Annotated in this window: 28 protein-coding genes; 19 read left to right on the top strand and 9 right to left on the bottom strand. The window is 60.6% G+C overall.

Annotated features, from left to right (window positions below; translation table 11 throughout):
• Both BGIM_RS68355 and BGIM_RS0124240 read right to left on the bottom strand, forming a co-directional pair.
• Nucleotides 1-77 (bottom strand): hypothetical protein (locus BGIM_RS68355; RefSeq protein ID WP_390567419.1); only part of this gene is annotated, 77 nt, incomplete at its 3' end.
• A 141-nt stretch (nt 78-218) separates the two neighbouring features.
• The gene (locus BGIM_RS0124240) at nt 219-431 is read right to left on the bottom strand and encodes a helix-turn-helix domain-containing protein (protein WP_020472314.1); all 213 of its coding nucleotides are present in this window, start codon (nt 429-431) and stop codon (nt 219-221) included.
• A 238-nt stretch (nt 432-669) separates the two neighbouring features.
• Here BGIM_RS0124240 and BGIM_RS0124235 point away from each other — a divergent pair, with 238 nt between their 5' ends.
• The 3 genes from BGIM_RS0124235 (at nt 670) to BGIM_RS0124225 (ending at nt 2,007) form a co-directional block, all read left to right on the top strand.
• Nucleotides 670-942, top strand: coding sequence for a hypothetical protein (locus BGIM_RS0124235; protein ID WP_020472313.1), 273 nt, complete (start codon nt 670-672; stop codon nt 940-942).
• A 268-nt stretch (nt 943-1,210) separates the two neighbouring features.
• Nucleotides 1,211-1,489 carry a type II toxin-antitoxin system TacA family antitoxin gene (locus BGIM_RS0124230; protein WP_020472312.1) on the top strand — a complete coding sequence of 93 codons (279 nt, stop codon included), beginning with the start codon at nt 1,211-1,213 and terminating at the stop codon, nt 1,487-1,489.
• Complete coding sequence (locus tag BGIM_RS0124225) at nt 1,486-2,007, top strand: GNAT family N-acetyltransferase (protein WP_020472311.1); 522 nt, start codon at nt 1,486-1,488, stop codon at nt 2,005-2,007. The genes BGIM_RS0124230 and BGIM_RS0124225 overlap by 4 nt, the downstream gene beginning before the upstream one ends.
• A 193-nt stretch (nt 2,008-2,200) precedes the next feature.
• Here BGIM_RS0124225 and BGIM_RS0124220 read toward each other — a convergent pair whose 3' ends face one another.
• Both BGIM_RS0124220 and BGIM_RS0124215 read right to left on the bottom strand, forming a co-directional pair.
• A complete protein-coding gene (locus tag BGIM_RS0124220) occupies nt 2,201-3,496 on the bottom strand; it encodes a toll/interleukin-1 receptor domain-containing protein (protein WP_020472310.1) in 1,296 nt (431 codons plus the stop codon).
• Nucleotides 3,493-5,832, bottom strand: a complete 2,340-nt coding sequence (locus BGIM_RS0124215; RefSeq protein ID WP_020472309.1) for an argonaute/piwi family protein — start codon at nt 5,830-5,832, stop codon at nt 3,493-3,495. Before BGIM_RS0124215 ends, BGIM_RS0124220 begins: the two co-directional genes overlap by 4 nt.
• A 533-nt stretch (nt 5,833-6,365) precedes the next feature.
• Here BGIM_RS0124215 and BGIM_RS0124210 point away from each other — a divergent pair.
• From BGIM_RS0124210 to BGIM_RS0124200, 3 genes are all read left to right on the top strand, one after another.
• Entirely contained in the window at nt 6,366-6,641 is a 276-nt protein-coding gene (locus tag BGIM_RS0124210) for an AbrB/MazE/SpoVT family DNA-binding domain-containing protein (protein WP_020472308.1), read from the top strand.
• Nucleotides 6,631-7,017, top strand: coding sequence for a type II toxin-antitoxin system VapC family toxin (locus BGIM_RS0124205; protein ID WP_020472307.1), 387 nt, complete (start codon nt 6,631-6,633; stop codon nt 7,015-7,017). Before BGIM_RS0124210 ends, BGIM_RS0124205 begins: the two co-directional genes overlap by 11 nt.
• A gap of 89 nt (nt 7,018-7,106) precedes the next feature.
• Nucleotides 7,107-8,018 (top strand): tyrosine-type recombinase/integrase, encoded by a 912-nt coding sequence (locus BGIM_RS0124200; RefSeq protein ID WP_238537708.1) that lies wholly within the window; start codon nt 7,107-7,109, stop codon nt 8,016-8,018.
• A 149-nt stretch (nt 8,019-8,167) separates the two neighbouring features.
• Here BGIM_RS0124200 and BGIM_RS0124190 read toward each other — a convergent pair whose 3' ends face one another.
• Nucleotides 8,168-8,404 (bottom strand): helix-turn-helix domain-containing protein, encoded by a 237-nt coding sequence (locus BGIM_RS0124190; protein ID WP_020472304.1) that lies wholly within the window; start codon nt 8,402-8,404, stop codon nt 8,168-8,170.
• Nucleotides 8,405-8,609: 205 nt separating this feature from the next.
• Here BGIM_RS0124190 and BGIM_RS0124185 point away from each other — a divergent pair, with 205 nt between their 5' ends.
• The 5 genes from BGIM_RS0124185 to BGIM_RS0124165 all read left to right on the top strand — a co-directional run bounded on the left by BGIM_RS0124185 (nt 8,610) and on the right by BGIM_RS0124165 (nt 10,456).
• Entirely contained in the window at nt 8,610-8,885 is a 276-nt protein-coding gene (locus BGIM_RS0124185) for a hypothetical protein (protein ID WP_020472303.1), read from the top strand.
• Between the two features lie 31 nt (nt 8,886-8,916).
• Nucleotides 8,917-9,183 (top strand): type II toxin-antitoxin system ParD family antitoxin, encoded by a 267-nt coding sequence (locus BGIM_RS0124180; RefSeq protein WP_052639979.1) that lies wholly within the window; start codon nt 8,917-8,919, stop codon nt 9,181-9,183.
• Complete coding sequence (locus tag BGIM_RS0124175; protein ID WP_020472301.1) at nt 9,173-9,505, top strand: type II toxin-antitoxin system RelE/ParE family toxin; 333 nt, start codon at nt 9,173-9,175, stop codon at nt 9,503-9,505. The genes BGIM_RS0124180 and BGIM_RS0124175 overlap by 11 nt, the downstream gene beginning before the upstream one ends.
• Before the next feature lie 284 nt (nt 9,506-9,789).
• On the top strand, nt 9,790-10,080 hold the full coding sequence (locus tag BGIM_RS0124170) for an AbrB/MazE/SpoVT family DNA-binding domain-containing protein (RefSeq protein WP_020472300.1): 291 nt from the start codon (nt 9,790-9,792) through the stop codon (nt 10,078-10,080).
• Nucleotides 10,073-10,456, top strand: coding sequence for a type II toxin-antitoxin system VapC family toxin (locus tag BGIM_RS0124165; protein WP_020472299.1), 384 nt, complete (start codon nt 10,073-10,075; stop codon nt 10,454-10,456). Before BGIM_RS0124170 ends, BGIM_RS0124165 begins: the two co-directional genes overlap by 8 nt.
• A gap of 295 nt (nt 10,457-10,751) precedes the next feature.
• Here BGIM_RS0124165 and BGIM_RS0124160 read toward each other — a convergent pair whose 3' ends face one another.
• The 3 genes from BGIM_RS0124160 to mobF form a co-directional block, all read right to left on the bottom strand.
• On the bottom strand, nt 10,752-11,189 hold the full coding sequence (locus BGIM_RS0124160; protein WP_020472298.1) for a hypothetical protein: 438 nt from the start codon (nt 11,187-11,189) through the stop codon (nt 10,752-10,754).
• A gap of 67 nt (nt 11,190-11,256) precedes the next feature.
• Nucleotides 11,257-11,781: a hypothetical protein gene (locus tag BGIM_RS0124155; RefSeq protein WP_020472297.1), complete on the bottom strand. Its 525-nt coding sequence runs from the start codon at nt 11,779-11,781 to the stop codon at nt 11,257-11,259.
• Nucleotides 11,771-14,461: a MobF family relaxase gene (gene mobF / locus BGIM_RS0124150; protein ID WP_020472296.1), complete on the bottom strand. Its 2,691-nt coding sequence runs from the start codon at nt 14,459-14,461 to the stop codon at nt 11,771-11,773. Before mobF ends, BGIM_RS0124155 begins: the two co-directional genes overlap by 11 nt.
• 538 nt (nt 14,462-14,999) lie before the next feature.
• On the opposite strand from mobF, the gene BGIM_RS0124145 reads away from it, so the two are divergent.
• The 3 genes from BGIM_RS0124145 to BGIM_RS58160 all read left to right on the top strand — a co-directional run bounded on the left by BGIM_RS0124145 (nt 15,000) and on the right by BGIM_RS58160 (nt 17,140).
• Complete coding sequence (locus BGIM_RS0124145) at nt 15,000-15,188, top strand: hypothetical protein (protein ID WP_020472295.1); 189 nt, start codon at nt 15,000-15,002, stop codon at nt 15,186-15,188.
• 9 nt (nt 15,189-15,197) lie between these two features.
• Nucleotides 15,198-16,643, top strand: a complete 1,446-nt coding sequence (locus BGIM_RS0124140; RefSeq protein ID WP_020472294.1) for a DUF4942 domain-containing protein — start codon at nt 15,198-15,200, stop codon at nt 16,641-16,643.
• A 164-nt stretch (nt 16,644-16,807) separates the two neighbouring features.
• Complete coding sequence (locus tag BGIM_RS58160) at nt 16,808-17,140, top strand: DUF6166 domain-containing protein (RefSeq protein ID WP_020472293.1); 333 nt, start codon at nt 16,808-16,810, stop codon at nt 17,138-17,140.
• A gap of 959 nt (nt 17,141-18,099) precedes the next feature.
• Here BGIM_RS58160 and BGIM_RS0124125 read toward each other — a convergent pair.
• On the bottom strand, nt 18,100-18,693 hold the full coding sequence (locus tag BGIM_RS0124125; RefSeq protein WP_029630389.1) for a TIGR02996 domain-containing protein: 594 nt from the start codon (nt 18,691-18,693) through the stop codon (nt 18,100-18,102).
• A 317-nt stretch (nt 18,694-19,010) separates the two neighbouring features.
• Between BGIM_RS0124125 and BGIM_RS0124120 the strand changes: the two genes are divergently transcribed.
• The 5 genes from BGIM_RS0124120 (at nt 19,011) to BGIM_RS0124100 (ending at nt 22,431) form a co-directional block, all read left to right on the top strand.
• Nucleotides 19,011-19,418 carry a hypothetical protein gene (locus tag BGIM_RS0124120; protein ID WP_020472290.1) on the top strand — a complete coding sequence of 136 codons (408 nt, stop codon included), beginning with the start codon at nt 19,011-19,013 and terminating at the stop codon, nt 19,416-19,418.
• 182 nt (nt 19,419-19,600) lie between these two features.
• Complete coding sequence (locus tag BGIM_RS0124115; protein ID WP_020472289.1) at nt 19,601-19,849, top strand: hypothetical protein; 249 nt, start codon at nt 19,601-19,603, stop codon at nt 19,847-19,849.
• A 584-nt stretch (nt 19,850-20,433) separates the two neighbouring features.
• Nucleotides 20,434-21,105, top strand: a complete 672-nt coding sequence (locus BGIM_RS0124110; protein WP_020472288.1) for a ParA family protein — start codon at nt 20,434-20,436, stop codon at nt 21,103-21,105.
• A gap of 14 nt (nt 21,106-21,119) precedes the next feature.
• Entirely contained in the window at nt 21,120-21,440 is a 321-nt protein-coding gene (locus BGIM_RS0124105) for a hypothetical protein (protein ID WP_020472287.1), read from the top strand.
• Between the two features lie 61 nt (nt 21,441-21,501).
• Complete coding sequence (locus BGIM_RS0124100; RefSeq protein ID WP_020472286.1) at nt 21,502-22,431, top strand: replication initiator protein A; 930 nt, start codon at nt 21,502-21,504, stop codon at nt 22,429-22,431.
• The last annotated feature ends 742 nt before the right edge of the window (nt 22,432-23,173 follow it).

Genomic DNA, 23,173 nt, shown 5'->3' with positions numbered 1-23,173 from the left:
AAACGGCATGCTCCTCTTTTTTGGCAACCCCTGAGTACGAACTTCTCGGATGAGCCTAAAAAATGAAAAGTATTCACACATCTCCCCTGTGCCGCGCACAGGCGGAATGGAACCGTTCCAGAGAGGGGCGGGTGTTCTGCCGGACTTTTGGGGGTGTGCAACTTTGCGGGTGACGGCAGCACCAGTCAGGACGATTGGTTCGCCGTTTTCGGATTGGCTCACCGCGACAGCGACTTCTCGACTTCCAAGATCACTTCGCCGGGTGACAATCCCACAGCGCGAACGAGCCGGATAAAGACCTCGATGGTGGGACTGCGCTTGTCCCGTTCCAGCAAACTGACGTACTCGCGGGTCAGCAACGCCTTCACGGCCAGGTCTTCCTGTGTCATCTCGGCGCTCAGCCGGGCCTGTTTCAGCAGTATTCCAAACACATCGCCGACGATACCACTTGACGGCCGACCAGTCTGCGAACTATAGTTACTTTGTCATTGTTCACATCGGCTTTGTTCACTGAGGCCCGCGAAGTGGTCTTGGGCGGTGGAACTATTGGTTCGTCGTGAGTGACCCCACCGATACGGTTTTAAATCTTCCTTTTAAGCCGGAATCGGCCCTCGGCACACTTGCGCAGCGTGTTCCGAAGATCTCGCTTGCTGTGCCTGGAGTTATGTCGTGGGCCAAAAAGTCAAAAACGTCGAGGCGGTCACCGACTACGCCGATAACCGGCATTTCGTTCGCCTTCATCGGGACATCTTGCTTCCCGCCGAGGCATGCGAGGCGGTGCGCCGTCATTTGGCGGCGGGCCGCTGGGACGAGGCGAAACACATCACCTTGGAACATGCTCCCGAAGACGCTCACGATGAGGTCGAACTCTTTTTCACGTCAACTGCGGAACGACTTGGCTTGGTGAGTTCAGCGATGGCACAGTCCGCTTGCCGTCAGTAGGGCTTGCCGGCACAACCCAAACAGGCTTGAGAAGCAACCGGAACCTCGCGGCAAACCATTCCGGCGACAAAAACAAACAACCGAGGGCCCGGCGTGCTTCCCCCTGGAAAGACGCCGGGCCCTTTTGTCAGCCGGTCTGGAATTGGTCGGCTGAGCGAGAACTCTTCAGAAACACCCCTGACAAGTTCAGACAGGCCGCTGGCATGTTATTAATTGACAAAAAAGAATTTTTAATTTAATATATGTTAAACAATTAACATTAATATGTATGGCAGACAACCAAGAGCAGTTTCCCATCGTAATCAGCATCCAAACCGAAGAGCGACAGCGAGCCTTGATTGACTTGGCCGCCGACCGGAGGGGGCGTTCGCGCGAAGGGTTTATTCTGGAGGCCGCCTGCCGCGAGGCCGAAGACATCTTGCTCGATCAAGTTTTCTTTCCACTGGATCACCAAGCCTTCGCCCGGTTCCACTCCATGCTGGACAACCCGCCTCTGCCGACCGATGGCCTGCGTCGGCTATTGCTGACGAAAGCACCCTGGGAATGACATCGGGGCGTCTGACGCCGCCCACGCCGATCACTGACGGGCACGACGTGGACACCTTCGATTGTGGCGTGGTGACTCTCAACGACTGGCTGAAGAAACGGGCTGTGAAAAATGACCTCTCGGGTGCCTCCCGCACATATGTTCTGCGCGAGGACGAGGTGGTGATTGGTTATTATTGCCTGTCCACCGGCGCCGTCGATCACGACGACGCGCCGGGTTTCCTTCGCCGCAACATGCCCGATCCCATCCCGGTCCTTGTTTTGGGTCGGTTGGCGGTTGATCGCCGACATCAAAACCGAGGAATCGGGCATGCGCTGCTGCGAGATGTCGTGCGGCGGGCGTTACAAGTGGCCGAGATGGCAGGGGTGGTGGCCGTGCTGGTGCATGCCTTGTCCGAACCAGCCCGTTGCTTTTATCAATCGTGCGGGTTTGTCGAAATGCCGTCGCAACCTACCACCCTCTTCCTAATGTTGCATACCGCCCACCAAACCGGAGTGCTGCCCTTACGAAACGGATAAAAACCGAAAAACGATTCGGAGTCCCGCCAGATTTATGTGCGGAGTTGGCATATCACCTCGATACGCGAGAAACAATTTGCCGGTCACTGCTACAGCTTTTGGACAGATGGTTGGCGTGGATGCCAAGAGTATGGAAGGGGCACGCGCGATCCGTCAGGTCCAGCAAGTTGTCCGCTTGTCGTCTGTGAATTGGTTAATCCGATCTGAAATCCGCGTTCCGAGGCGGAAGCACCGGCGTGCGACCGAGCGGGGGCGGCACGTATTCCGGTTGATCCGAGATGAGTCGCACGAGACCCAACAGCCCATTTGGCTCGGAAACATTGTAGTAGACATTTCCGAGGAACACGCTCGGAATCGACTTGGAGTCGGCCTTGTTTAGGATCACGGGGATGAACTTTGCGTTTACGAAACCGTCTTGGTAAATCCGCCGGATCATGAGTCCGGTTTCCCACTTCACACCGTTGCCCTTTCCCTCTTCCTCTTCACCTTCGCACCGCTTGCGGTATGTTTCGGTGATGACGGCCAGAACGAAATCCGAGTTCCGGATGCTCTCAACCATCCATGCAGGCAGGCCCTGTGGTGGGTTAGGCTCGTAGAGATCCATCGTCGCCGCGAACCCATATCCCCGCAGGTCGTCCACCAGTTGTCGAACCCGCTGCTGGTGTTCTTCCGAATCCCATGAGTAGCTCACAAAGACTTTTTTCACAGACTTCACTCCTTCCTCTGCCGCTGAATGGCTCGTTCCGCGATTAGATCCCCCGACGACACCCGAGGTAATTGTAACGGTTTTCAAAACATCGAATGCCGCAGCGCGCATAACGGTGCGGGTGAATTCCAACACCTCCCCGCTTTCGTCGAGGAGCAAGGGGAGAAGACTAGCTTCGTCAGCCTGATTGTCGGCGGCGTGGGTCGCCGTGAGCGATCCCCGGGTTCGAAGAACAAGCCGACAATCAGCGACTCCGGGATCGCACGGGACTTCTGGGCCGTTCGGCATCTGAAGGAGGTTGCTAACCGCGGCGATCAGGCACCGCTCCCACGGGTCGGCAGCCGGAAGATTCTCGCGAGCCGTCATAACCCGGGCCATCCAGGCCGACACGGCCCTCTTCACACTTGGGTCACCGGAGCAGCGAGCTCCATTTGCGATTCCAAGGAGTGCCACCGGATCGGTGAGGAATCCGGCCGGCGTGGCGACAATGGTCATCGGCCGCTGGCTGAGCCAGGTGAGTGCTTCACAGAGTTCGGTGCGGAAGGGGCACGCAGGACTCATCCGCTGGGCGGCGAAGCCGAGTGCCGCCACCTCGCGGTAGCTTCGGGTTCGCTCATCTACGAGCGTTTGCAGTTCGCTCGCATCGTTGAAAGGGAACTTGTCCACGCCAAGCAGCCAGGCCGCAAACAAGCGGTCCGCGAAATCGACGTTTGCCTCGCCCCGGATCTGTCGCTCAAGGGCAAGCCGGGAATCCGACAACAGTCGCTCGCGGCCAGTGTTCACAGAAACCACCTTGTCCAGCCGATGTTTCCGAGGAGCGAGGACGGATTCCAACCGGGCAGAGTTGCGAGATTGCCGAGAAGTTTTGCTATCATCGCGGAATACTCGATTGTAACCGGCATGTCGCACGGGAAGAACCCCTGCCACGAGTGCCCGGCAAAGGTACATATCTGGCGGGCGAGGTAGACGGGATCCGTGAAGGTGGAGTTTTCGTGGATCCGAAGCAAGATGGGCCGTGGCACTCCGTCTTCGGGCCGCTTCACCTCCTTGAAGCCGGTCAGAGTGAGAAGCACCTCTCGCTCCGAGAGCAGCATGAAGAGGCCGCGGTTTGGCCCGTAAACTCCTTTGGTCGAGCGTGTTCTCTTGTCTGGCTTCCCCTGTTGGTCGAGGTCGAACAAGCGGTACGGATGATCCTCAATAACGTGGACGAAAGCAAACTCGGCGTTGAATTCTCCGAGGTCTTCCATCACTTGCATCACGGCCGTGATCTCGGCGTCCCGGAACGGCTTGAAGGCGTGGAACACGAGCCGGACCGGGCGGGCGCACTGCCAGCCCGTGTCAGCCCTCACCTGCCGAACGGCCAGCCGCAGGGTTTCGAGAAGCTCGTCCTGATACGTCTCGAACGACGCAGCCCGCGACAAGTTGGAAAGGCAGTAGTTTCCGTCGCCGGTGAACACGGTCGTGATCCCCACGACTCGTTGCCCTGAGCCGAGCCGAGAGTCACCGATGCGAGCACTGCCGAGGCCGACCACCATTTCTTGCAAGAGTGGCTGGTCGGATTTCAACAGCCAAGGCGTCCCGTTCATCTTCGCGTAGCAGGCGAGCGAGAAGTTGTTCAGCGCGTACTGGATAGAGTAAGCGGACAGTTCCATCGTCTCGACGGTGAACGCCTGAACCGGCATTTGATGCGTTAGAAGCTCGGACTTGCAAATCAGGTACGGGTTTTCGGCGTTCGGGAGGTCCTTGAACCGCTCTTCGATTTGGACGAAGCAGATGTCCCACTTATGCCCTCCTGGCCCAACGCTCGCGATCGCGCTACGGGCCGCTTTGCGGTACGCCGAGCCCGTGTTGGTCTCGGTGACGAAGAACTCGAAGTCGATCCCGCTTAGATGGTACTTGTCGAGGAATCCTTGTTCGAATGGCTGAATGCCGTCTCCCCCGGTAACGACGCCTTCTTTGAACTTCACGAGGAACTGCTCCACCTGGCCCTTCTTGGCCTTCTGGCACAGCACGCATACCCGCGGACGGTTCGGGGTGAAGCCGCGGCTGGAGTAAGGGCCATACCGAGTAATGCCCGCGTCCACAGGCCACTCGCACGCCTTGCTCGATGTCGCGGAGTCGAAGAGGTATACCGGGCTTCTCGCACGGTATACCTTCGGAAACGGATGCAGGTCGTTTTTTGCAGCGCTCGCGAGAAAGAAATCGAGCTTGAGGGTGACGCCCTGCGGGAGGGGCAGCCTCTGCTTACCGAGGTGGCTGCGAATGGAACTGAGTCGGTCGAGCAGCTGCCCCCCTTGCCGGAAGTTGGCCCGCGCCTGTTCAATGCACGTGAGCATCATGGACGCATGTCGAGGGAAAATCGCCCTAACGCAGCGGTCGAAGAACTCACCGCGAGCCTGCGGGTACGCCTCGCTCGCCAGAATCGTCGGCGTATCCTCTCGGTGGTCCGTGAGCGTGAGGGTGTCGCCGTTGATCGAGGCGACCTGGCCGACGGTTTCGAGCTTCGGGGCGAGACGCAGATCGTTTGTCTCGGCAATTCGCTTGACGTACACGCCGCGGACTTCAACTCCATCTCGAATCAGATCGGTGCAGTTTGCGAGGATGCGGCGCGAGACGAAGCCGTCGAAAATGATTGCCACGTAAGCGGGTTGGTCCTCCGGCGAAATGACCCGAACGTCGAGTTCGAAGACCGGACTCACCCGTAACTGGCCGTGGTTCTTCACCCCTTGTGGAAGTGCTGCCGCGAAGTAATCGTCACTCTCCCCGTTCGCTAGAAACGTGACGGGCCGAAGGTGAAGGACTGTTCGCTTGATGCTGTTTAGGTAGGCGAGAAGGGCGTTCCGTATGAGGGACGCCGCGAGGTAGAGATCCTTCTTCAGGTCGATAATCTCGGTAGAGCCGCCGAGTGAAGCCGCTTCACACTTTAGCGGGACGCAGACGACGGTGTCGGTCCGTAGCTCACGCCGCACCACATGCGTTTCGCGGGTTCGATTGCGAAGCTCCCTGAGCCAGTTAGCATCGACGTACCGCAGCCGTTCCGCCTGGACCGGGCCGCCGGCCAGTTCCAGCGGGGCAACGTTGAGCACATGGCCCGTTTGGAAGGAAACGGCATTGCTCATAGCAATCTCGGACGCCTCTTCGGGTGAGTCACCCAAGTATACATTGAAGTCCAAAGTTATGGAAACGCAGTTCGCTTCTTGTCCGAGGGATGGGCAGGCAATACCAACATGGCGTCGACGGCAACACTGGCGTAATCGACCGATTCGGCGCAGCCGACAGTGCCAGACCAAGTAGTGTGTATCCACTGAGGGCTTGGGCAACGCGTTATGTGCCTCGATCAAGCGTCGGTGGAACTGCTCAGTGCGGCCGAAGTCACCGCTGAGAAAGCCCATTCGGTTTCGGAAACGTTACTCAAAAACTTTGCTTGTGACTGGTCGATGCGGAAATCATCGCCTGGTCGAAAACAAGTAAATAAACTGGCTACAGGCATGGGCAAGGTTCGCCTAAAGTGGGTTATGCGAACCTTGCCCTTGTCTGCCCGGCCAAGACGGGTCGGGGCATCCATGCTCCCAAATTCGATGGTTGTTGACATTCCCCACCCGTCGTGTCATGGTGGTCGAAGACTCCATTCACTTTTACAGCAGGGACGCCCATGACCACTGACACATTCCTTGATTCCTCCCGTGTTCGGGTTGATCCGGCCGGCCGGGTCGTCATCCCCAGTTCGCTCCGCTCCCGGCTTCACATCACCCCCGGAGACGAGTTGATCCTGTCCACCGACGAAGACGGCATCCGGTTGCGCACCTTTGAACAGGTGGCCCGGGTGGTCCAGGCCGCGTTCGCCCCGTACCGCCGGGAGGGGGAGAGCGTCGTCGATGAATTGATCGCCGAACGCCGGGCCGAGGCCCGCCGGGAAGATGGTGAGTAATCCCGTCCTGGATTCTTCGGCCGTGCTGGCCTTTCTGTTCGGCGAACCGGGGGCCGACATGGTCCTGCGCCACGGGAACGGAGCGGTCATGTCGGCCGTCAATTACTCGGAGACACTAGCAAAGGCCGCCGACCGCGGATTGCCACTGGCCGACGTCAAGCGTCATCTGGCCGAACTACAGTGGGCCGTCATCCCCTTTGACCTGCCTGTCGCGGAACGGGCCGCCGGTTTTCGCCAGTCGACGCGAGACTTGGGATTTTCATTCGCTGATCGTGCCTGTCTGGCCACCGCCGCCGCGCACGGGGCGCCCGTGCTGACCGCTGACCGGGATTGGGCCAGGGTTGATCTGGGGATCGACGTGATTTTGATCCGATGAGCAACGGCCCGTTTGACAATTTCCTTATCCCTTCCGGCCCTTCCGCCGGCGATGTCGCCGCTTCACCGAGCCCCGATGTCCGGTCCAGGGTGGCCGAAGCATGCCATGGCTGGGTTACCAAATACACATCCGCCGACACAAGATCCAATTACCGGTTGGATGTCGGCCAGTTCCTAAGTTTTTCCGGCCTGCCGACGGAGGAACCCGAGAAGCTGCTTGGCGTGCGTCCGCATCATGTCACCGCCTGGCGAGATCATCTGTCTGCCTCCGGACTGACCAACAACTCGATCCGTCGCAAGCTGACGGTCCTGCGATCCCTGTTCGGATTTTTGCAACGGGCCGGTCTCGTCGCCACCAATCCCGCCCATTCGGATTTCGTGGCCGCCCCGGCCGTCCCGAGGGACGGCAAAACGGTTGGCCTGGCCCCGGGCGACTGCCGTCGATTGTTGGAAGCCCCGCCCATCGACACCCCGGCGGGCTTGCGCGACCGGGCCTTGCTGGCCGTCCTCGCCTTCACCGGTTGCCGGGTCGGAGAACTTACCCGCCTCAAGGTGGGCAGCATTAAAATGGCTGGAGTCCATCGGGTGATCGAGGTCATGGGAAAGGGCGGCAAGGAGCGACGGGTGCCCCTGCATCCGGAGGCGGCCGAACGGTTGGAGGCCTGGCTGGACGCGGCCGGCATTCGGGACCAACGCAACGGGCCGTTGTTTCGGGCCCGGCGGGCTCCCACCGCCGACAATCCCGCTCGCTTTTCAGGGCGGCCGCTGACCCGGCGGGCCGTGCAGAAACTGGTCTCCTCGCTGGTTCGTCGTCTTCGGCTGGACCCCAATGTCTCGGTCCATTCGCTGCGGGTGACGGCCCTGACCACCGCGAGGGAGCGGGGCTGTGATGTGATTGACTTGCAGGATTTCGCCGGGCATTCGGACCCGCGAACCACGCTCACTTATATCCGCAACCGGGACCGTTTGAGCAAGTCGCCGGCCTACGCCCTTTCTTACTGACCCGACGCCGGGTGGATCCGCAAGAAGGGGCGGCCGGCAAATTCAAGGCTCCCAACGCGGTTGTCGACGCCCGGATGGAAGCCGCCAAACGGGTTGGCCGGTGACCGGTTTCGCCGTGACGATTGCAGGTTCATGTCACGGCCGGCCGTTCAACCGCCGCCCAAGGAGTCCTCCAACTCGCGGACGAGCGAGACCATCGTCGTGCCGAGGGCCTGGGCGAGGCTCTGCAAAACCCGCAGGGTGGGATTTGTCTCCCCGCGTTCGACCATGCCGATGTAGTTCCGGGACAGGTTTGTCCGTTCCCCCACTTCTTCTTGAGAAAGACCGGTGGCCTCCCGCCGTCTGCGGACGAGCGCTCCGAACAAAGTGGCGAGGGGATCGGCCATGGGGCGGTGGGTTTAAAAGACTTCATCGAACCCCTTGCCCCCTCATATGTCTACCAAGTATACTTGTCATTAATGCGGCTTCGGCCGGTCGCCCTGTCAGCCTCACCATCCGTCCGCGTTGGGCGGTTTGGTCTTTGCGATCCCCTCGTTCTGCGGGCACAGACGGGCGGAAAATCCTGGCGTCTGTGCCCGCGGGAGTCCGGTCATGGGTCAAAAAGTACGAAACGTCGAGGCGGTCACCGACTTCGCCGACGGAAGGCATTTTGTTCGACTTCACCGCGATATTGCCCTGCCGCCGGCCGTCTGCGAGGCGGTCCGGCATCATCTGACGGCGGGGCGCTGGCAGGCGGCCAAGAACCTCGTCCTGGAGCATGCGCCGGAAGACGCGGTCGAGGAAGTCGAACTTTTCTTCACCTCGACCGGGGAGCGGTTGGCCGCCGGACGGCCGGCCCGACCGGTCGGGGCCGGCGAGAAGTTTTGACATTGTCTTGGAATCGGCGTACCATCGCCGGATGACCACGCATCATTCATTACCACCCCACCTGGAGGCTTTCGTGCGCGAGCAACTCGCCAGCGGCCGCTTCCGGTCCGAGGACGAGGTGATCCGGACGGCCCTGAGCCTTCTGGAAGGCCAGGTCAGCGACCCGGCCGACCTCGCCGCGTGGCTCAAGCAGGAGATCGAACGGGGGGTGAGCAGCCGGCCTGCCGCACCCGCGACCCAGGCCTTCTGGGACCGCCTTCGCCGGATTGCCGATCCCGGACCGGGCCATGACGGCTGACCGGGTCGTCCACATGACCGGGCTGGCGGCCGAGGATGTCGAGGGCATGACGGCGTACCTCCGGGCGGCGGCCGGTCCCGCCCTGGCCCTACGGTTCGTTGAAAACGCCGAGCGCGCGTTCGGCCAGATTCTTGACCTTCCGGGAATCGGCGTGCTGTTGGGGTTGGACGAACTTCCTTACGAGGACGTCCGTCGCTGGCATGTCGACGGGTTCGAGCGCCTCCTCATTCTGTACCGACCAGTGGCTGACGGTGTGGAGGTCATTCGTGTTCTCCACGCCGCCCGCGACATGCCCGCCGTCCTCCGGGCGTCGGGACCCTGAATTCGGAAAGCCGGTGATGGCAAGCCTTGGCGCCGGCCGGAGGCCGGTTTGTCGCGAATCCCGTCGCAAGATCAATGCCAAAAAACCAATCGCGTCAATGGCTTGAGTGTAATGTCCAATTTTCAGACTCCGGCTTGCTCCGACAAATTGTCATGTGGCCGGCCGCCTGTCGAATCTCAAAATCCTTGACAACGCATCCCGTGTCGTGGCAATCTTAAAAATATCGCCAAGAACCGCCATGACGGCGCTCCCTCGCAACACATTGTCAGTAAAAGGATTTCGACATGCAAATAGAACACGTCAAACTCGGGGAAGACGGTCGAATCGTGATCCCCGCCACCCTGCGCCGTGAACTCGGCTTGCATTCCGGGGAAACGCTGGTCGTCGAATGTGACGGCGAAAGCCTCCTCGTCCGGCGTCACGAAACGGTGTTGCGCGAGACGCAAGACTACTTCCGCCAGTTTGTCACGCCCGGGGCTAGCATCGTCGACGAGTTGATCGCCGACCGCCGCGACGAGGCTGCCCGCGACGAGGCCGAAACGGAGGAACTGCTCGCTCATAATCTTCATGGTTAAAGTCGTTCTGGACGCCTCGGCCGTTCTGGCGGTGTTGCTGTCGGAGAGGGGCGGCGAAGTCGTGGCCCCCCGGTTGCATCAAGCTTGTGTCTCATCCGTCAACTATTCTGAAATTCTCGCCAGGGCCGTGAGGCTCAGCGGTTCGCTGGAAGACTCCAGGCGGCATGTCGACCGGCATCAACTGCTCGTCGTTCCGTTCGACACGGACCAGGCTGTCATGGCCGCGTCATTGATTCCGGCGACCAAGTCTCTGGGCCTTTCGTTCGCCGACCGGGCGTGCCTGGGGCTCGGGCTGTCTCGCGGGCTCCCGGTGCTGACGGCCGACAAGTCATGGGGCGGCCTGAGCCTGGGAGTCGCCATCGAGGTGATTCGTTGAACAAAGCGCATGGTCCTCCCCGGCCCGTTTTAAGGCGTCCTCATCCATTTCGACAACCCAACGCGATCCGACGACGGGCCAATCCGCCCTCAGTCAGGCTCGCGGTAACCCGGTTTGCCGCCTTGGTTGGGGCGACACCCCGGACGACGCTCATCCAAACCGAGAACGGACGGGGAAATCGCCCGCGCGTGCTCACACATCAAGCATTGGACGCACGAACCGGGCCGGAGCGGCGGAGGGTGGCGGGTGCCAAGGGCGTTGTTTGGAAAGAACCCGCTAATTCCATCGGATCACGTCAAAACAACGTCGGTTGACGGATTTGCCCCATCAATCTGGCCCTCAACACAGACAATTCCGCGTTCTCGGCCTTGGACAAGCCGGGCTTTGCCACCGTTCCCTCGATCAATTCCCTAATCCCCGCCCTCCGCGCTTCCTCCTCCGTCGCATAAGGTTCGTCAACCCAGACGCTTGGCGCGTAACTGTATCCGTAATTGCCTGTCTGAAGCCTCGTGCAAAACACGAAAATCCCATCCCGGACCCGGCATATGCCAACCTCGGCGACGGCCTTCCCGCATCGGGCCACAATCTCTTTCGGGCAGGGGGAAAACACCCCGTGGGGGTTGACATGACATTCGGCGCCCCACGCCAGTTTGGCCACCTCCAGCGTGCGGGGATCACGCCAGAAATTCGGGTCGGCCTCCCGGATGGCCTGGATGCGGGCTCTGATGTCCATGCCTGCGAGGGTTATCACTGCTTTCGCGTGATTGCAAGCGGGGCGATCATCAATGATTCGCGGCCGATCAACCCCCCGGGGCTTCCCGCGCGAAAACCGGGGCCATCCGGACCAGCCATTGACGCTGCTCGTCGGCCGACTCAAATTCGGCCACCTCGATCCGGTCAATCGTCGGCTCACCCTCTCCCGCCCGTTTCAGGGCGTCCTCATCCAATTCACCAATCCACGTGATCCGATGACGCGTCAGGCCGTTGGTCAGGCTCACAATTCCCCCGTTCACCGCCATGTCAAGGTTGCTGCCCCGGATCAACGCCAATGTGACCACGTCGGCCGTGAATTTCACCAGCAATCCTGCGGAGGGATTAAACCGCCAGCCGGCAAGGAACGAGTAGGGGAAATAGTCGATGTCGCCGTTTCGGTGACGGAATTCCAGCGTCAGCGCCCGGTCCCTCGCCCCTCGCAGGTAACCAAAGGCCGACGAGGAATCCTCGTCGGCCTCCGGCGCCGCGTCCTCATCCCGCTTGGGGCGGTTCGCCAGTGCCGCCAGGGAGTTGCCCTCGAACAAACTCGCCAACTGCCTCTTATCGGTCATGGCCTGTCTCCCGTTGCGGCCGGCGGACTTCCGTCGGCCGTCGTGGTTCGTGGGTTTGGGCGAACGTAGCAAGCCGGCGGCCAAACGCAAGCTGCTTGCGAAGCCGCCGCGTCAGTGTCGGTTTCAAACGGCTGCGGGCGAGAGCCGTCGCCGTCATCGGCTCGTCCGCCCGTTGCATCGCCCGTAACAATTCTTTCTTGTCGGAGGTAAAGAACATGGCCTGCTCCTTTCCCCGGGTGGCGGCCACATACGCGGTCCTCTTCGTGGTCGCCGGAAAAGATTGGGCCGAGATCCCGGCAAACACCTTGTCAACCGTGCGGCCTTGGGCGGCTTGCGTGGTGATGGCATATCCTTGCGAGAGATGCGTCCCGCCATGCGTTGGAACCACCCGGCCATTGTCCAGGACGATCTCGCCCCGAGGCGTGAACGCCCTGACGGTGTGCAGCGCCCCGTTGTCCAGCCGTTTGCCATCCTTGGCCTTGCATTTGGCGGTCACGCGAATGCGGTCGCCGACCGCGATCCGCATCGACGCGGGACGGTAAAGCTCATAACGGTCGGGATGGGCGGGCGGCAACGCCTCCCCTTCCCTCAACACCCGCCGCGAGCCGTTCAGGATGCCGGGGGCGTTCTGGTGGAACACCAGCAGGTCGCCCGGCGCGTAGTTGGCCGCGTCGGCCTTCTCCGGCTCCGTCAAATGGGCTGGAATCCAAGTCCCCACCTCGCGTTCTTCGCCGAGCGCGCCGGATTCTTTCAAGCCGGAGCGAATGGAGTCCGCGATCAATGCGGACTCGGCGTGAGTGGCGGTCACCACCAGGGCGGTCTTGTGCCCGCCGCCGCGTTTGGTCTCCCGGACGGCCGAGAGGTAAGCTTCGGCGAGCGCCTGGTAACGCTCGTTGTCGGGAAGCTCTTTCACCCAGCCGAGTTTGTCGAGGACGGCCAGTCCCTCGGCCGTGCGGCCGTCGCTCAGCTCCTTGGCGGCTTGCTTGTACCCGCTCACCGTCTGGCGAAGGATCTCCGACACGGTGACGACCGGCAGTCCCGCCTCTTTCTCCAGCAGTTTCAGGGGTTGTCCCCGGCTGACGGAGCGATGCTGAAGCAAGTCGCCAATAATGATGATTCTTGCCTGAATTTCTTCGGCGACCCGGAACAGGGCCAGCGTGTCCTGGCAGCCCAGCAGGCCGGCCTCGTCGAGCAGGATGACACCGCCTTTTGCCTCGCGTTGCATGGCGGTGTCTTTCAGGAAACGGGCCACCGTGTCGGCGGTGGCGAAGTTTGCCTCCTCCCGAAGCACGCCCCGACTGGCGGCGGCCGATGGGGCAAGTGCGACGCAATTTTTGCCCGCCTCCATCAGCCCGTCGCGGATCTCCTGGAGGATGGTGGTCTTACCGGTTCCGGCCTTGCCCAGAATGACGGACACGCGGTCGCGCGAGTCGAACACATGACGCACGGCTGCCTTCTGGCCGGCGTTCAGCCAGTCACGGACGAACGGCCGGTTCGGATCGCCGAGCGGCCGGCAGCGGCCCCGCCCCTTTTTGGCGAAATCAACAATCGCGCGCTCCTCGGCTAGGACCGCTTCCGTGGTGACGACAGCCCGTCCTTCGATGACACGGCGAATCAACGGCCGCCGGCCCAGTTCCTCCCGCACACCGTCCACGGTGACGTAGCCGATGCCGCGTTTAAGCGCCTCGGTGAGCAGTTCCTTCTCGGTGGCGACAGAGGAACGGGCAAAGACATGCCCCAACGCGTGATCGACCGAGAGCCGCTCGCCGCCGGACGGCCGGGCCGATTTCGCTTCGCGGCGATGGACACTGGCCAGACTCTCGCGCTCGGCCGGGGTCAACCGGGCGTCCCATGCCTTCTGGAGTTCGGTCCAACTCAGTGTCTTGGATTTCTTCTCGCGGGTCGTCGCCCCCAGTTCGCCCTTGCGATGCGGATCAGTGATGCCCAGTTCTTCGGCTTTGGCCTCAATCTCGGCGGTGCGGCGGGAAAAGCGTTTGAGGGTGGCCGTCCCGACGCCCTCCAATTCAAAATCATCGCGCGTTCGCCTGATGTTGAATCCGAGATCCTGGAGCTTGCCGGCCAACCGGACGCGAAACGCCGCCTGATGGCACGGGGCCGAGGCTTTGATGTCCTTGAACTTGCCGGCCTTCCATCGTGATTCCTCATCATCCCAGGTGGCATTGAAGGCAAAACAATGAGCGTGCAGTTGGGGGTCGGGAATCCCGCCCACGGGCCGGGAAGTGGTGTGGACGAACTCGGCCCAGATCATGTTGCCCGTCTCGCGATCAACATCCTTTCCACCGCGACGGACTCGGGTGGCCATCTCCGGCTCGATGTCGCGCATGGTTTCATCAACCGCCTCGCGGAAGGCGGTCAGCACCTCGCGGTCGCCCGTGAGGGAATAGAGCAGGGACACGGATTTGGGAACGGAGAAGGTGAGGTCATAGCCGACCGTGCGGTCGTCCCGCGTGCGGACGGTGAGCGACCGGCCGGTCTGCGGATCAATGTTGTCGCACAGCCGGTCGAACGATTCCTTGTCCACGACGCCGTCCAGCCCAAGCCGTTTCGCCCCCTCCCCGCCCCAAGAACCGACCAGTTCCTGGCCCTCGCTCAGATAGTCTGATTGCGAGTAATAGGATTTGGCGGCCGCTGAGTTCGACTGTTGGGTGACGCGAAGCATGCCAGATCATACGCGCCAGGGTTGTGGAGTAAACAGCCACCACAACCGCGAGATGGCACGGAGTGTTGTTTTTCGGATGTTTTGGCGCGTTGGCGTCGTTGCCCGGTGATGCGCGCGGGCTGTCCTGCGAAAAGACAGTTGGCGGCTCGTTCCGGGCCGAATGTTTTGTCGCCGGATCCGGCTTGTGCATGCCTTGCGAGGTCTGGAGAGATCAAGGAGGATGACTGGCATCCCGAATAGTGAATCAGGGCGTTCCCTGCGGGCCGGGCTTTGCGGGGCTTTGGCCGGCAAGCCGGCCGCTTCGCTCCCCTCCAATCCCGAACGCAAGAAGAAGGAGGCTCCGCCTCCTCTCGGCTGCAAGGGGCAAGCCTCCGGGCGGGCGGGAAGTATTTTCCCCTCTCCTGCGTCGATTCCTCGCGGGCCAAAATACTTCCCGCCCGCCCCCTTTCCGCTCCCACCTCCGCGTTCGGCACGTGCCAGGAGGTATCGCGGCGTTTCACGCTCGATACCTCGCTCACCAACAAGAAAGGAATACCCCATGACACCATTCACTTACGAACGCAGCACGGACGGATGCGACGAAACCTTCGCCGTGCTTTACCCCGACGGCTCCCATTTGGTGAGCATTCCGTTTTGGGAGGAGGTCGGGAGGGCCGAATCCGAGGCGACGATGATTGTGAAGGCGTTGAACGCCTTTCATGGTGCCAACCCATCAACCAAAGCATGAGGGGGATTTATGTTTGACTCCGAATTTTTCCCGACTCCCGCCCACGTTGTCGCCAAAATGCTGGCCCGTGTGTCACGCGACGCGACCCATTTCCTCGAACCGAGCGCGGGCAAAGGGGACATTGCCGAGGCCATCACCACCCGCCACCGTCGAACCCGGGTAGATTGCATCGAGCAATCGCCCGAGTTGGTGTCCGTGTTGATCGGCAAGGATTTTTCCGTGGTCGGTCATGACTGGCTGAGCTTCTCCGGGGTGTGCTATTACGACGCGATCGTGATGAACCCGCCTTTTTCCAACGGCGACGAGCATCTGCTGCGGGCGTGGGACTTTTTGCATGACGGCGAGATTGTCTGCCTGCTGAACGAAGAAACGATCAAGAACCCCTTCTCTGCCACCCGCAAACGTCTGGCTTCCCTGATCGAGAAGCACGGCGACGTCGAGTTTCTGGGCGACTGCTTCGGCAACGCCGTCCGCAAGACCGACGTGCGGGTCGCGATGGTCTATTTGAAAAAAACATCCGAGGATGATGCCGTGGACCTCTGGGCCAGCGCGTCGTCGGAGAAATCCGTCAATCAAGACATCGGCGGCGACGCCCAAATGCTGGCGATCCGTGACCAACTCGGCAACATGCAGCATTACTACGACCAGGCCAACGAGCACATGCTGAAGGCCTTCCGGCACATCCGCAAGGCTTCGCTTTACATGAAGGCCAATGACATCAGCAGATACAGCACGGACTATGAGAAGATCCTGACACTGGCGCTGGACAATGTGAACAACGCCAGGGCCGAGTATGTCCGCAAGCACCGCCGCGATGCCTGGACGCAGGTGTTCGGGAAAATGGACTTTCGCAAGTGGCTGGACAAGAAGCAAACCGAGGAGTTCCTCCGTGACATCGAACGCAACGGCAACATTCCCTTCACCAAGGACAACATCAAGGGCACGCTGGAGAACGTCTTTCTGCAACGCGGCAATCTGTTCGAGAAGTCCGTGGCGAATGTGTTCGACGAGCTGACCAGTTATGCCAACGGCAACACCAACCACACCGAAGGCTGGAAGACCAACGACAGTTACAAGGTGAACCAGAAGCTTGTGTTTCCGTGGGGCTGCTCGTTTGATGACAAATACATGCACAGCTTCAGCCTGCGTTACGGCCACACGGGAAGCGGCATCGACATCTACAACGACCTCGACCGGATCATGTGCGTGCTGGACGGCAAAGACTTTGCCGAATGCCACACGATCGCCAAAGCCCTGGACAACAAGTTCCGGATCCTCGGGCACAACGTCAAGGCCCCGTTCGACAACACCACCGAAAGCCGTTACTTCGAGATCAGGTTTTTCAAGAAAGGCACGGTTCACCTGACCTTCAAGGAGCGGCATCTCTGGGAACAGTTCAACATCACCGCCGCCAGGGGCAAGCGCTGGATCGGCGAGCAGACGCAAGCCGCCTGAACGAATCGAGGGCGGCTTCTGCCGCCCTCGACATTTTTGCTTGCCAGAGTCTGCGACCCGTGGCACATCTTGTCCCGGTTTGAACACCTTTTCACCCAACCGGGCATGACCATCTCGCCCGGTCCGTTGGGGGATGAAACCCGGCCTGGAAAGGAGCGGTCACGATGAAACATTACGCGGGCGATCGCACCCCCGATGGGTGCGAGGTGATGGTGCTGGACATCACACATGAAGGAGGCGGGTATTTGCTTGATGCGCGTCAAAATCTGAGGAATCATTCACCCGACGGTTTTTCGTGGGGATTTTCCGGAAGCGGGCCGAGCCAGCTCGCCCTCGCCATCCTGGCAGATGTGCTCGACGACGACGACTTGGCAAACAAACTGCACATCGACTTCAAGAACAAAGTCATCGCCCGCCTCGACGGCGACCGCTGGACCATGAGCGAGGAAGACGTGCGTCTGGCCATCGCCGATCTGGCGGCGTCGAAGAAGCGGTGAGCCCCTCCCCTTTGATCCCGTCCATCCATCAATCCCTGTAACCTTGATCCCTGCCTTGCTGACGCATTGGTCCGGCATGGATGCCCCCGCCTGGCGCCCTGACGGGGCGTTCGGGCGGGGCGTTTTGGCGCCTTTTTGGAGGGTGTTTCGGCCGGTCGGCGCTCCCCTGCCGGCGGTCGTTGCCCCCTGACCGAGTGCTCACCGCAAAAAACAGAAAGTGTTCAGGCGTCTTCCCGATGCGTCGCTTCGGCCAAATGGAACCGTTCCAGCGGGCGGTCAAGCAAGGCGACTGACTTCCAGATGGCAAGCCTGGCCGCCTGCGGGCATGTTTGCCGACTGGCAAGTCGGCATTGTTGTCCTGCAAGCCTGTCTGATCGCCAGCCTGGCATCCTGACAGCTTGCTTGCATGGCAGCTTGTTTGCAAGCTTGCCGACCCTGCGTTCACCATCGTCTGGCAGGTGAACTCGCGATGTTAGGTGGCTCGCAACAATTGACCTTGTCGTCTTCCACACGCGGTTGCTGAAGTTGCCACATTCATTCGACTTCTTAAACCAATCTTGCGGACACGCGGACCCAAAAGCCGACACCGGATCCAAATCCGGTTGTGTCCGACAGGCCGGGGGCGATGCGAGTCCGCCGCCCGGCGTAATGGAGGCGACCGGCGGCAAGGAGGCCCTGTCAGTCCGCGAGGGATATCCGGGTGGAATCCGCCCGCTCATCAGCGACGTGGTGATGCCCGGGATCCGCGGCCGCCATGTGGGTCCTGTGCACGTCGGGACTGACCGATGACACGGCCATCCGTCATGGCATGCAATGCGGACAAAACCTCGCTCCTGCCAAAACCATTCACGCCCGGAGACCAGGTTCGCGAGGCGTTGAGTCTATGACGGCGGGCGTGAGCCAGATCGGCAGATTCAACGACGGGCCTTTGAACTGTCCGCCCCGCCGGGTTCTCAAAATCATGGCGCGGGCAGAGACGGGAACCCGGCGAGGGAGCGGGCCCAGTCCACGCAGGCGTCGGACAGCGCCCGGCGGGCGCCACCGGACGTCGTCCAAAACTTCCAGTCCCCGTGCCCAGGAAAGACCCGGTCGGCCCTCAGCAAGTTCCAGAGGGAGGTCGGGATGTCATCGGGTCCGTTTCGTCGCGGCAGATCGCCGGTTTTCCAGAACCCGCTCAGGCCGGTTTTCGCGGCGTCGGGGCACGGCCACTTGTCCGTCAGGATCACGCCGATGACCGGATGACGCGCGAACAATGGCGTCGCGCGGGACATGAACTCGGAACAGGGACCGGCAAAAAATTCGACCAGCCCGCCCCGCATCAACACCTCGGCCTGTGACTCGGCGCCCCATCCCAACCCCGCCTCGCCGATGGTCCATGCCTGGCGTAAGCGAAAGACGGCCGGAAAATCAACAGGTTCGGGAACCGTCCGGACGGCGGACGCCTCTTCCGGCTTTCCGCTGGCCGAAAGCCAGTCAGCGTAAGCCAGGCGAGGCGCGGTTGCAAATGGTTCGAGACATATGGTGTTGATCAGCGCGCGTTGAACCGAATTCACGTCTCTCACCCCGCGATTCTTTCTCATGCGCCCCGGATGTGCGGCCGGCTCAGGCACTCAGGCACCAAGATCACCCGATCATCCATAGCCGGAGAGGCGAGGACGATTCCAGCGCCTGGACACCCCGCGCCACCGCTTTTTGAAGTCTTGTGACTCATCTGTGTGACGGGCGACACTGCGAATCATTGTTCCATCATCCGAAAAAATCGAAAATCCGTTTGATGTTGGTGGACGGACATGGCTAATGGTATGAGTGGAGTTTTTCCTCGCGATTCCACTGCTATTTTCAGACAATCCAGCCAAGGAATGTCTTTCCCATGACCAGAGACGACATCCTCGCCGTGATGTTGAAAATCACGTGCTTGACAGACATTGGCGTCGTTTCCCCGGAATATTTCAATACTCCCAAATATGGCGACACCATGGCCGAGCGCCTGGCCGCCTTTGACAAGGCCCGCCACCGGCTCGTCGAGGAGCCCCTCGGACGTTATGACGACATCTGTGACTGGTTGGCCATCAAGGAAAGAACCAAGACTGTCAACCGGAAAACCCCAGTCTACGCCCTGCGTTTCCTGGCCGAACGGTTCGTCGGAACCCAGGTGACCGACGGTGAGTTGATTGTCGCCGCCGTCCACCTGGGCTTTGTCTTCCGGTTGGAGGGAGACGGCGTTCGCGAGCCAATGACCTTCTATGCCGGCATTTCCAACAAGTCCCTGCGGGACTGAAAAATGTCCCGACGTTTCTCACCAAGCCGCCGACACATCTCCAGAATCACTGGAAGGTGTTCAGGACCCCGCCAAGAGTGCCTTGTCGGCCTGTCATAATATGACAATTTCGTTAGAAAAATTGACATGGCCGGTCCGTTCTTGCCAACATCGGCCTTCTCCTCGACACAAAAACTGATCCAATGAGCGACGAGTCGCCGCCGGACAAGGCCGATGAGAAACTGGTGATTCGCTATTCGCTTGACCTCACCGGGGCCTTGGTCTGGAGCGCGGAATATTACCGGATTCAAGAGGCGATTCATCAAGACTGGAAGATCGTGGAAGTGGCCAGGGAACCGGACGGCCCGGGGATGGTCCTGATCGTCCGGTTGCAACGGCCCCCAAGGCGAGACATGGCCGGTCAACAACCGGTCATTGGCGACCGGCCATGAGGTTTTGCCTCCGTCGTTTGAAAAAGGTTATCCGCAGGCCGTCGGCCGGCACATCGATTTGAAGTGATGATTGACCGGCGGCCGACGGAGGATTAATAACTTTGACAACCGGCGGGATGGGTTTGGAGCCGATTAAGCGACAGTCGTGGAGCCGCCCGCCCGCCGGTTCATTTTTGATTGGAGCGCCCCGCCCTGGCGGGGCGCTGGTGACGAGCGTGTGTTTGCCTCCAATACCCGACACAGAAAAACAACTCTTCTCAATGACATTACTCATTTGCCCAAGGACTATTTTAGGTCGAAGGCTCATCTTGCGAAGCGGGCTCCGGAATGCGGTGAGACCAAGAAAGCGTGTTTATTTCCCAAGTTGGTTTCGTCATGATTGCCGGACAGATGGCTTGCCGACATCTCTGCCAGCCTGCTGACAAGCCAGCCTGCCAGCAGGCTGGCTTGTCTTCCTGCCGGGCTGCTGTCAAGTCATGCGGCCAGCCGACTGGCTGGCCGGCCACGCCTCCGCTATGTCGGCGTGACGGCATGACACACATATTGCTTGCCAGCATGCCATCAGCCGTTGTAGTGTCCGGGGCATGATTATTGTGATCGCCAATTCCAAGGGCGGGGTGGGAAAGTCCACCCTGGCCGTTCATCTCGCCGCCTGGCTCCATGAGCAGGGCCACGGCGTGACGCTGGCCGACTGCGACACCCAGCATTCGTCCTCCCAATGGATCGGCGAGGCGGCCCCCGGCGTGACGGCCGTCACCCTCGCGGACCCCGACGAAATCCTCGACCGGCTGCCGGCCCTTGGCCAGCAATGCGATTTTGTCGTCGCCGACGGTCCCGGCAGCAACACCGAGACCAGCCGGGCCTTGCTGCTGCGGGCCGACCTGGCCCTGGTTCCCTGCAAGGCCAGCATGCTCGAGGTGCGGGCGCTCGCCCAGGCCACGAACGTGCTCCGTCAGGCCCAGGATATTCGCGGCGGGCAGCCAAACGCCAAAATCATCCTCAGCATGGTCGGCAAAACCTACCGGCTGACACAGGACATGAAAGACGCCGCCGCCGCCCTCGAATTGCCGATGGCCCACACGGCCCTGATCCTGCGGCAAATCTACGCGGACGCGCCGGGGCAGGGATCGGTCGTGTGGCAACTCGGGGCGAGGGGACGCGAGGCCGCCGTCGAAGTCAACTCGTTGTTCCGTGAAATCCTGCCGGACGCCTTCGCGGGCAAGCCGTCACGACGGGTCAGACGGGCAATCGGATAAAACAGGGAGGAAACATGGCCGCAGATCGCAAGTCACTCGTCGAAGGGTTGAAAACCACGGGGCCGGACCCCCGTCTTGAAAAAGCGTTTGTCTTCGGCGAGATTGCCAAAACCAAACCGGTGTCCGCGACACCAGAGAGTCGGGAAGGGAAGGGGCCGGTCGGGAACGTCGTCGGCCGCGTGCCGCTGACGACTCGCGTCAAATCGGATTTTGCGACAGCGCTCAAACGGGCTTCCCTGGAGCGCCAGTTGAACGGCGTGTTCCCGAACACCCTTCAGGACATCCTGGAGGAAGCGCTGGAACCGTGGCTTCGCGGCAATGGTTACCTTAAGTGAGCGTTCACGTTGGATTGAACAAGGAAGAGGACTCCCGCCTTCCGCACTCCCGAATCCTCCCGTGACCAAGCGGCTTCCGCCACGAGGCGATCATCAACCGGACCTGTTCGCGGCCAACTTCGCGGACATCCCGATCCGCGACCAGCGCGACACGATGGAACGGCCGTTCTTCAGCCTCGCCAAGAAACCGCGTTACGCCCCCATCGAATACCATGTTGGCGATGTCTGGGTGGAGGTCAGCGCCAACCCGAAATTCGGGCTAGCCACCATCTGGGACGCCGACATCTTGATTTGGGCATCTACTCAAATTACGGAGGCGCTGGACCGCGGATTGCAGCCAATCCGGACGATTCATTTTCACCCGCACAACCTGCTGAAATCCATTCGCCGGCCGACCGGCGGGGAACACTATGCCCGTCTGCGGGCCGCCCTGGAGCGGCTCACCCATACGGCCGTCCGCACCAACATCCGGGCCGAGGGCCGGAAGAAGACCGCGTCCTTTCACTGGCTGGAAAGCTGGACGGAAGTCGTCGACGAGACCAGCGGAGAGACGACCGGCGTGACGCTCACCCTCCCCGACTGGCTCTTTGACGGCATCCTCATGAAGGGCGGGGTTCTGACCATCCACGAGGATTATTTTTTGCTGACGGGGGGAATCGAAAAATGGCTGTACCGGGTCGCCCAGAAGCACGCCGGGCAGCAAGAGGGGGGCTGGCAATTCACCATGCGACAGCTATACGAGAAATCTGGTTCCTCCTCGCGTTTCTCCGACTTTGCCATCGATGTTCGCAAGGTTGTGGAGAACGACTCCCTTCCGGAATACACCTCGCTCCTGCACAAAAACGGGGAGGGGGAGGAGATCGTTCACTTTCTAAAGCGCAATTTACTGCCTGTTGGCGACCCGCGTTACGAGACGCCCCGTCACGCCCGCCGCCGTCATGCCCGGGGCATCGCCTCGAAATCGATCAAATTCAGCACGATGCCCGAATAGGGGCACGGCCTATTAGACGCAACCAAGGCGTGGCCAGGCCGGATCGCACGGCCAATCATGCGTAGAAAACAGTGGAAAACACGTGAAAACACGAAGAAACAGCCATCAGACCGCCATATTCCGCTTTCGGAACCGTTAAAAAAGCCTCAAAACGCCGAAGATTGTTCCCACGGCCTATTGAGCGCATGTCCGGGGTCGGAATCAAGCGGTGTTATCGGTCCCGTTTTCGGTCGGTGAGCCTGTGAATTGACTCGGCCGATCAGGCGCATTTCACTCGGCCGATCAGGCGCATCGGGACACGGCCTATTAAGCGCAACGACTCGGCCTAATGGGCGCAGGAACCGTCCAAATCAGCAAGTTTGTCAAGTGGATGCGCGGGGGCTAACTGTTTAACCTTAAGTATTCATTTTAACTTGCTTAACGTTCGGAGCCTGTGGATAAAAAACATGCTCCTGGGCGGTCGATGATTTTTGAATGTCCAAAGACTTTCAAAGAAAGGGGCATTCGGGAAAGGAAGTGATCGGACGCTTCTTCCGGTTCGTCGTCGAACGGGGAAGTGGTCGGGAGCAGTGAAGTGGGCCGTTCCGCAGGGCTACCCATCCCGGATGGCTTGAAGCCAACCCTTGGCCTTCCTATTGGTTTTTTGACTATTGCGACGATTCCTCGTTTTTGTCAGCACCCCGAGTAATAGCCAACGAGCAAACTGGAAATGGAGCAGACGATTTGGCATGCTTCGCTGAAT

Origin of the sequence: Zavarzinella formosa DSM 19928 (genome assembly GCF_000255705.1) — a bacterium.
Classification (GTDB): domain Bacteria; phylum Planctomycetota; class Planctomycetia; order Gemmatales; family Gemmataceae; genus Zavarzinella; species Zavarzinella formosa.
Note: the sequence above shows the minus strand (reverse complement) of the source record. Positions and strands in the feature narration are given on the sequence as shown.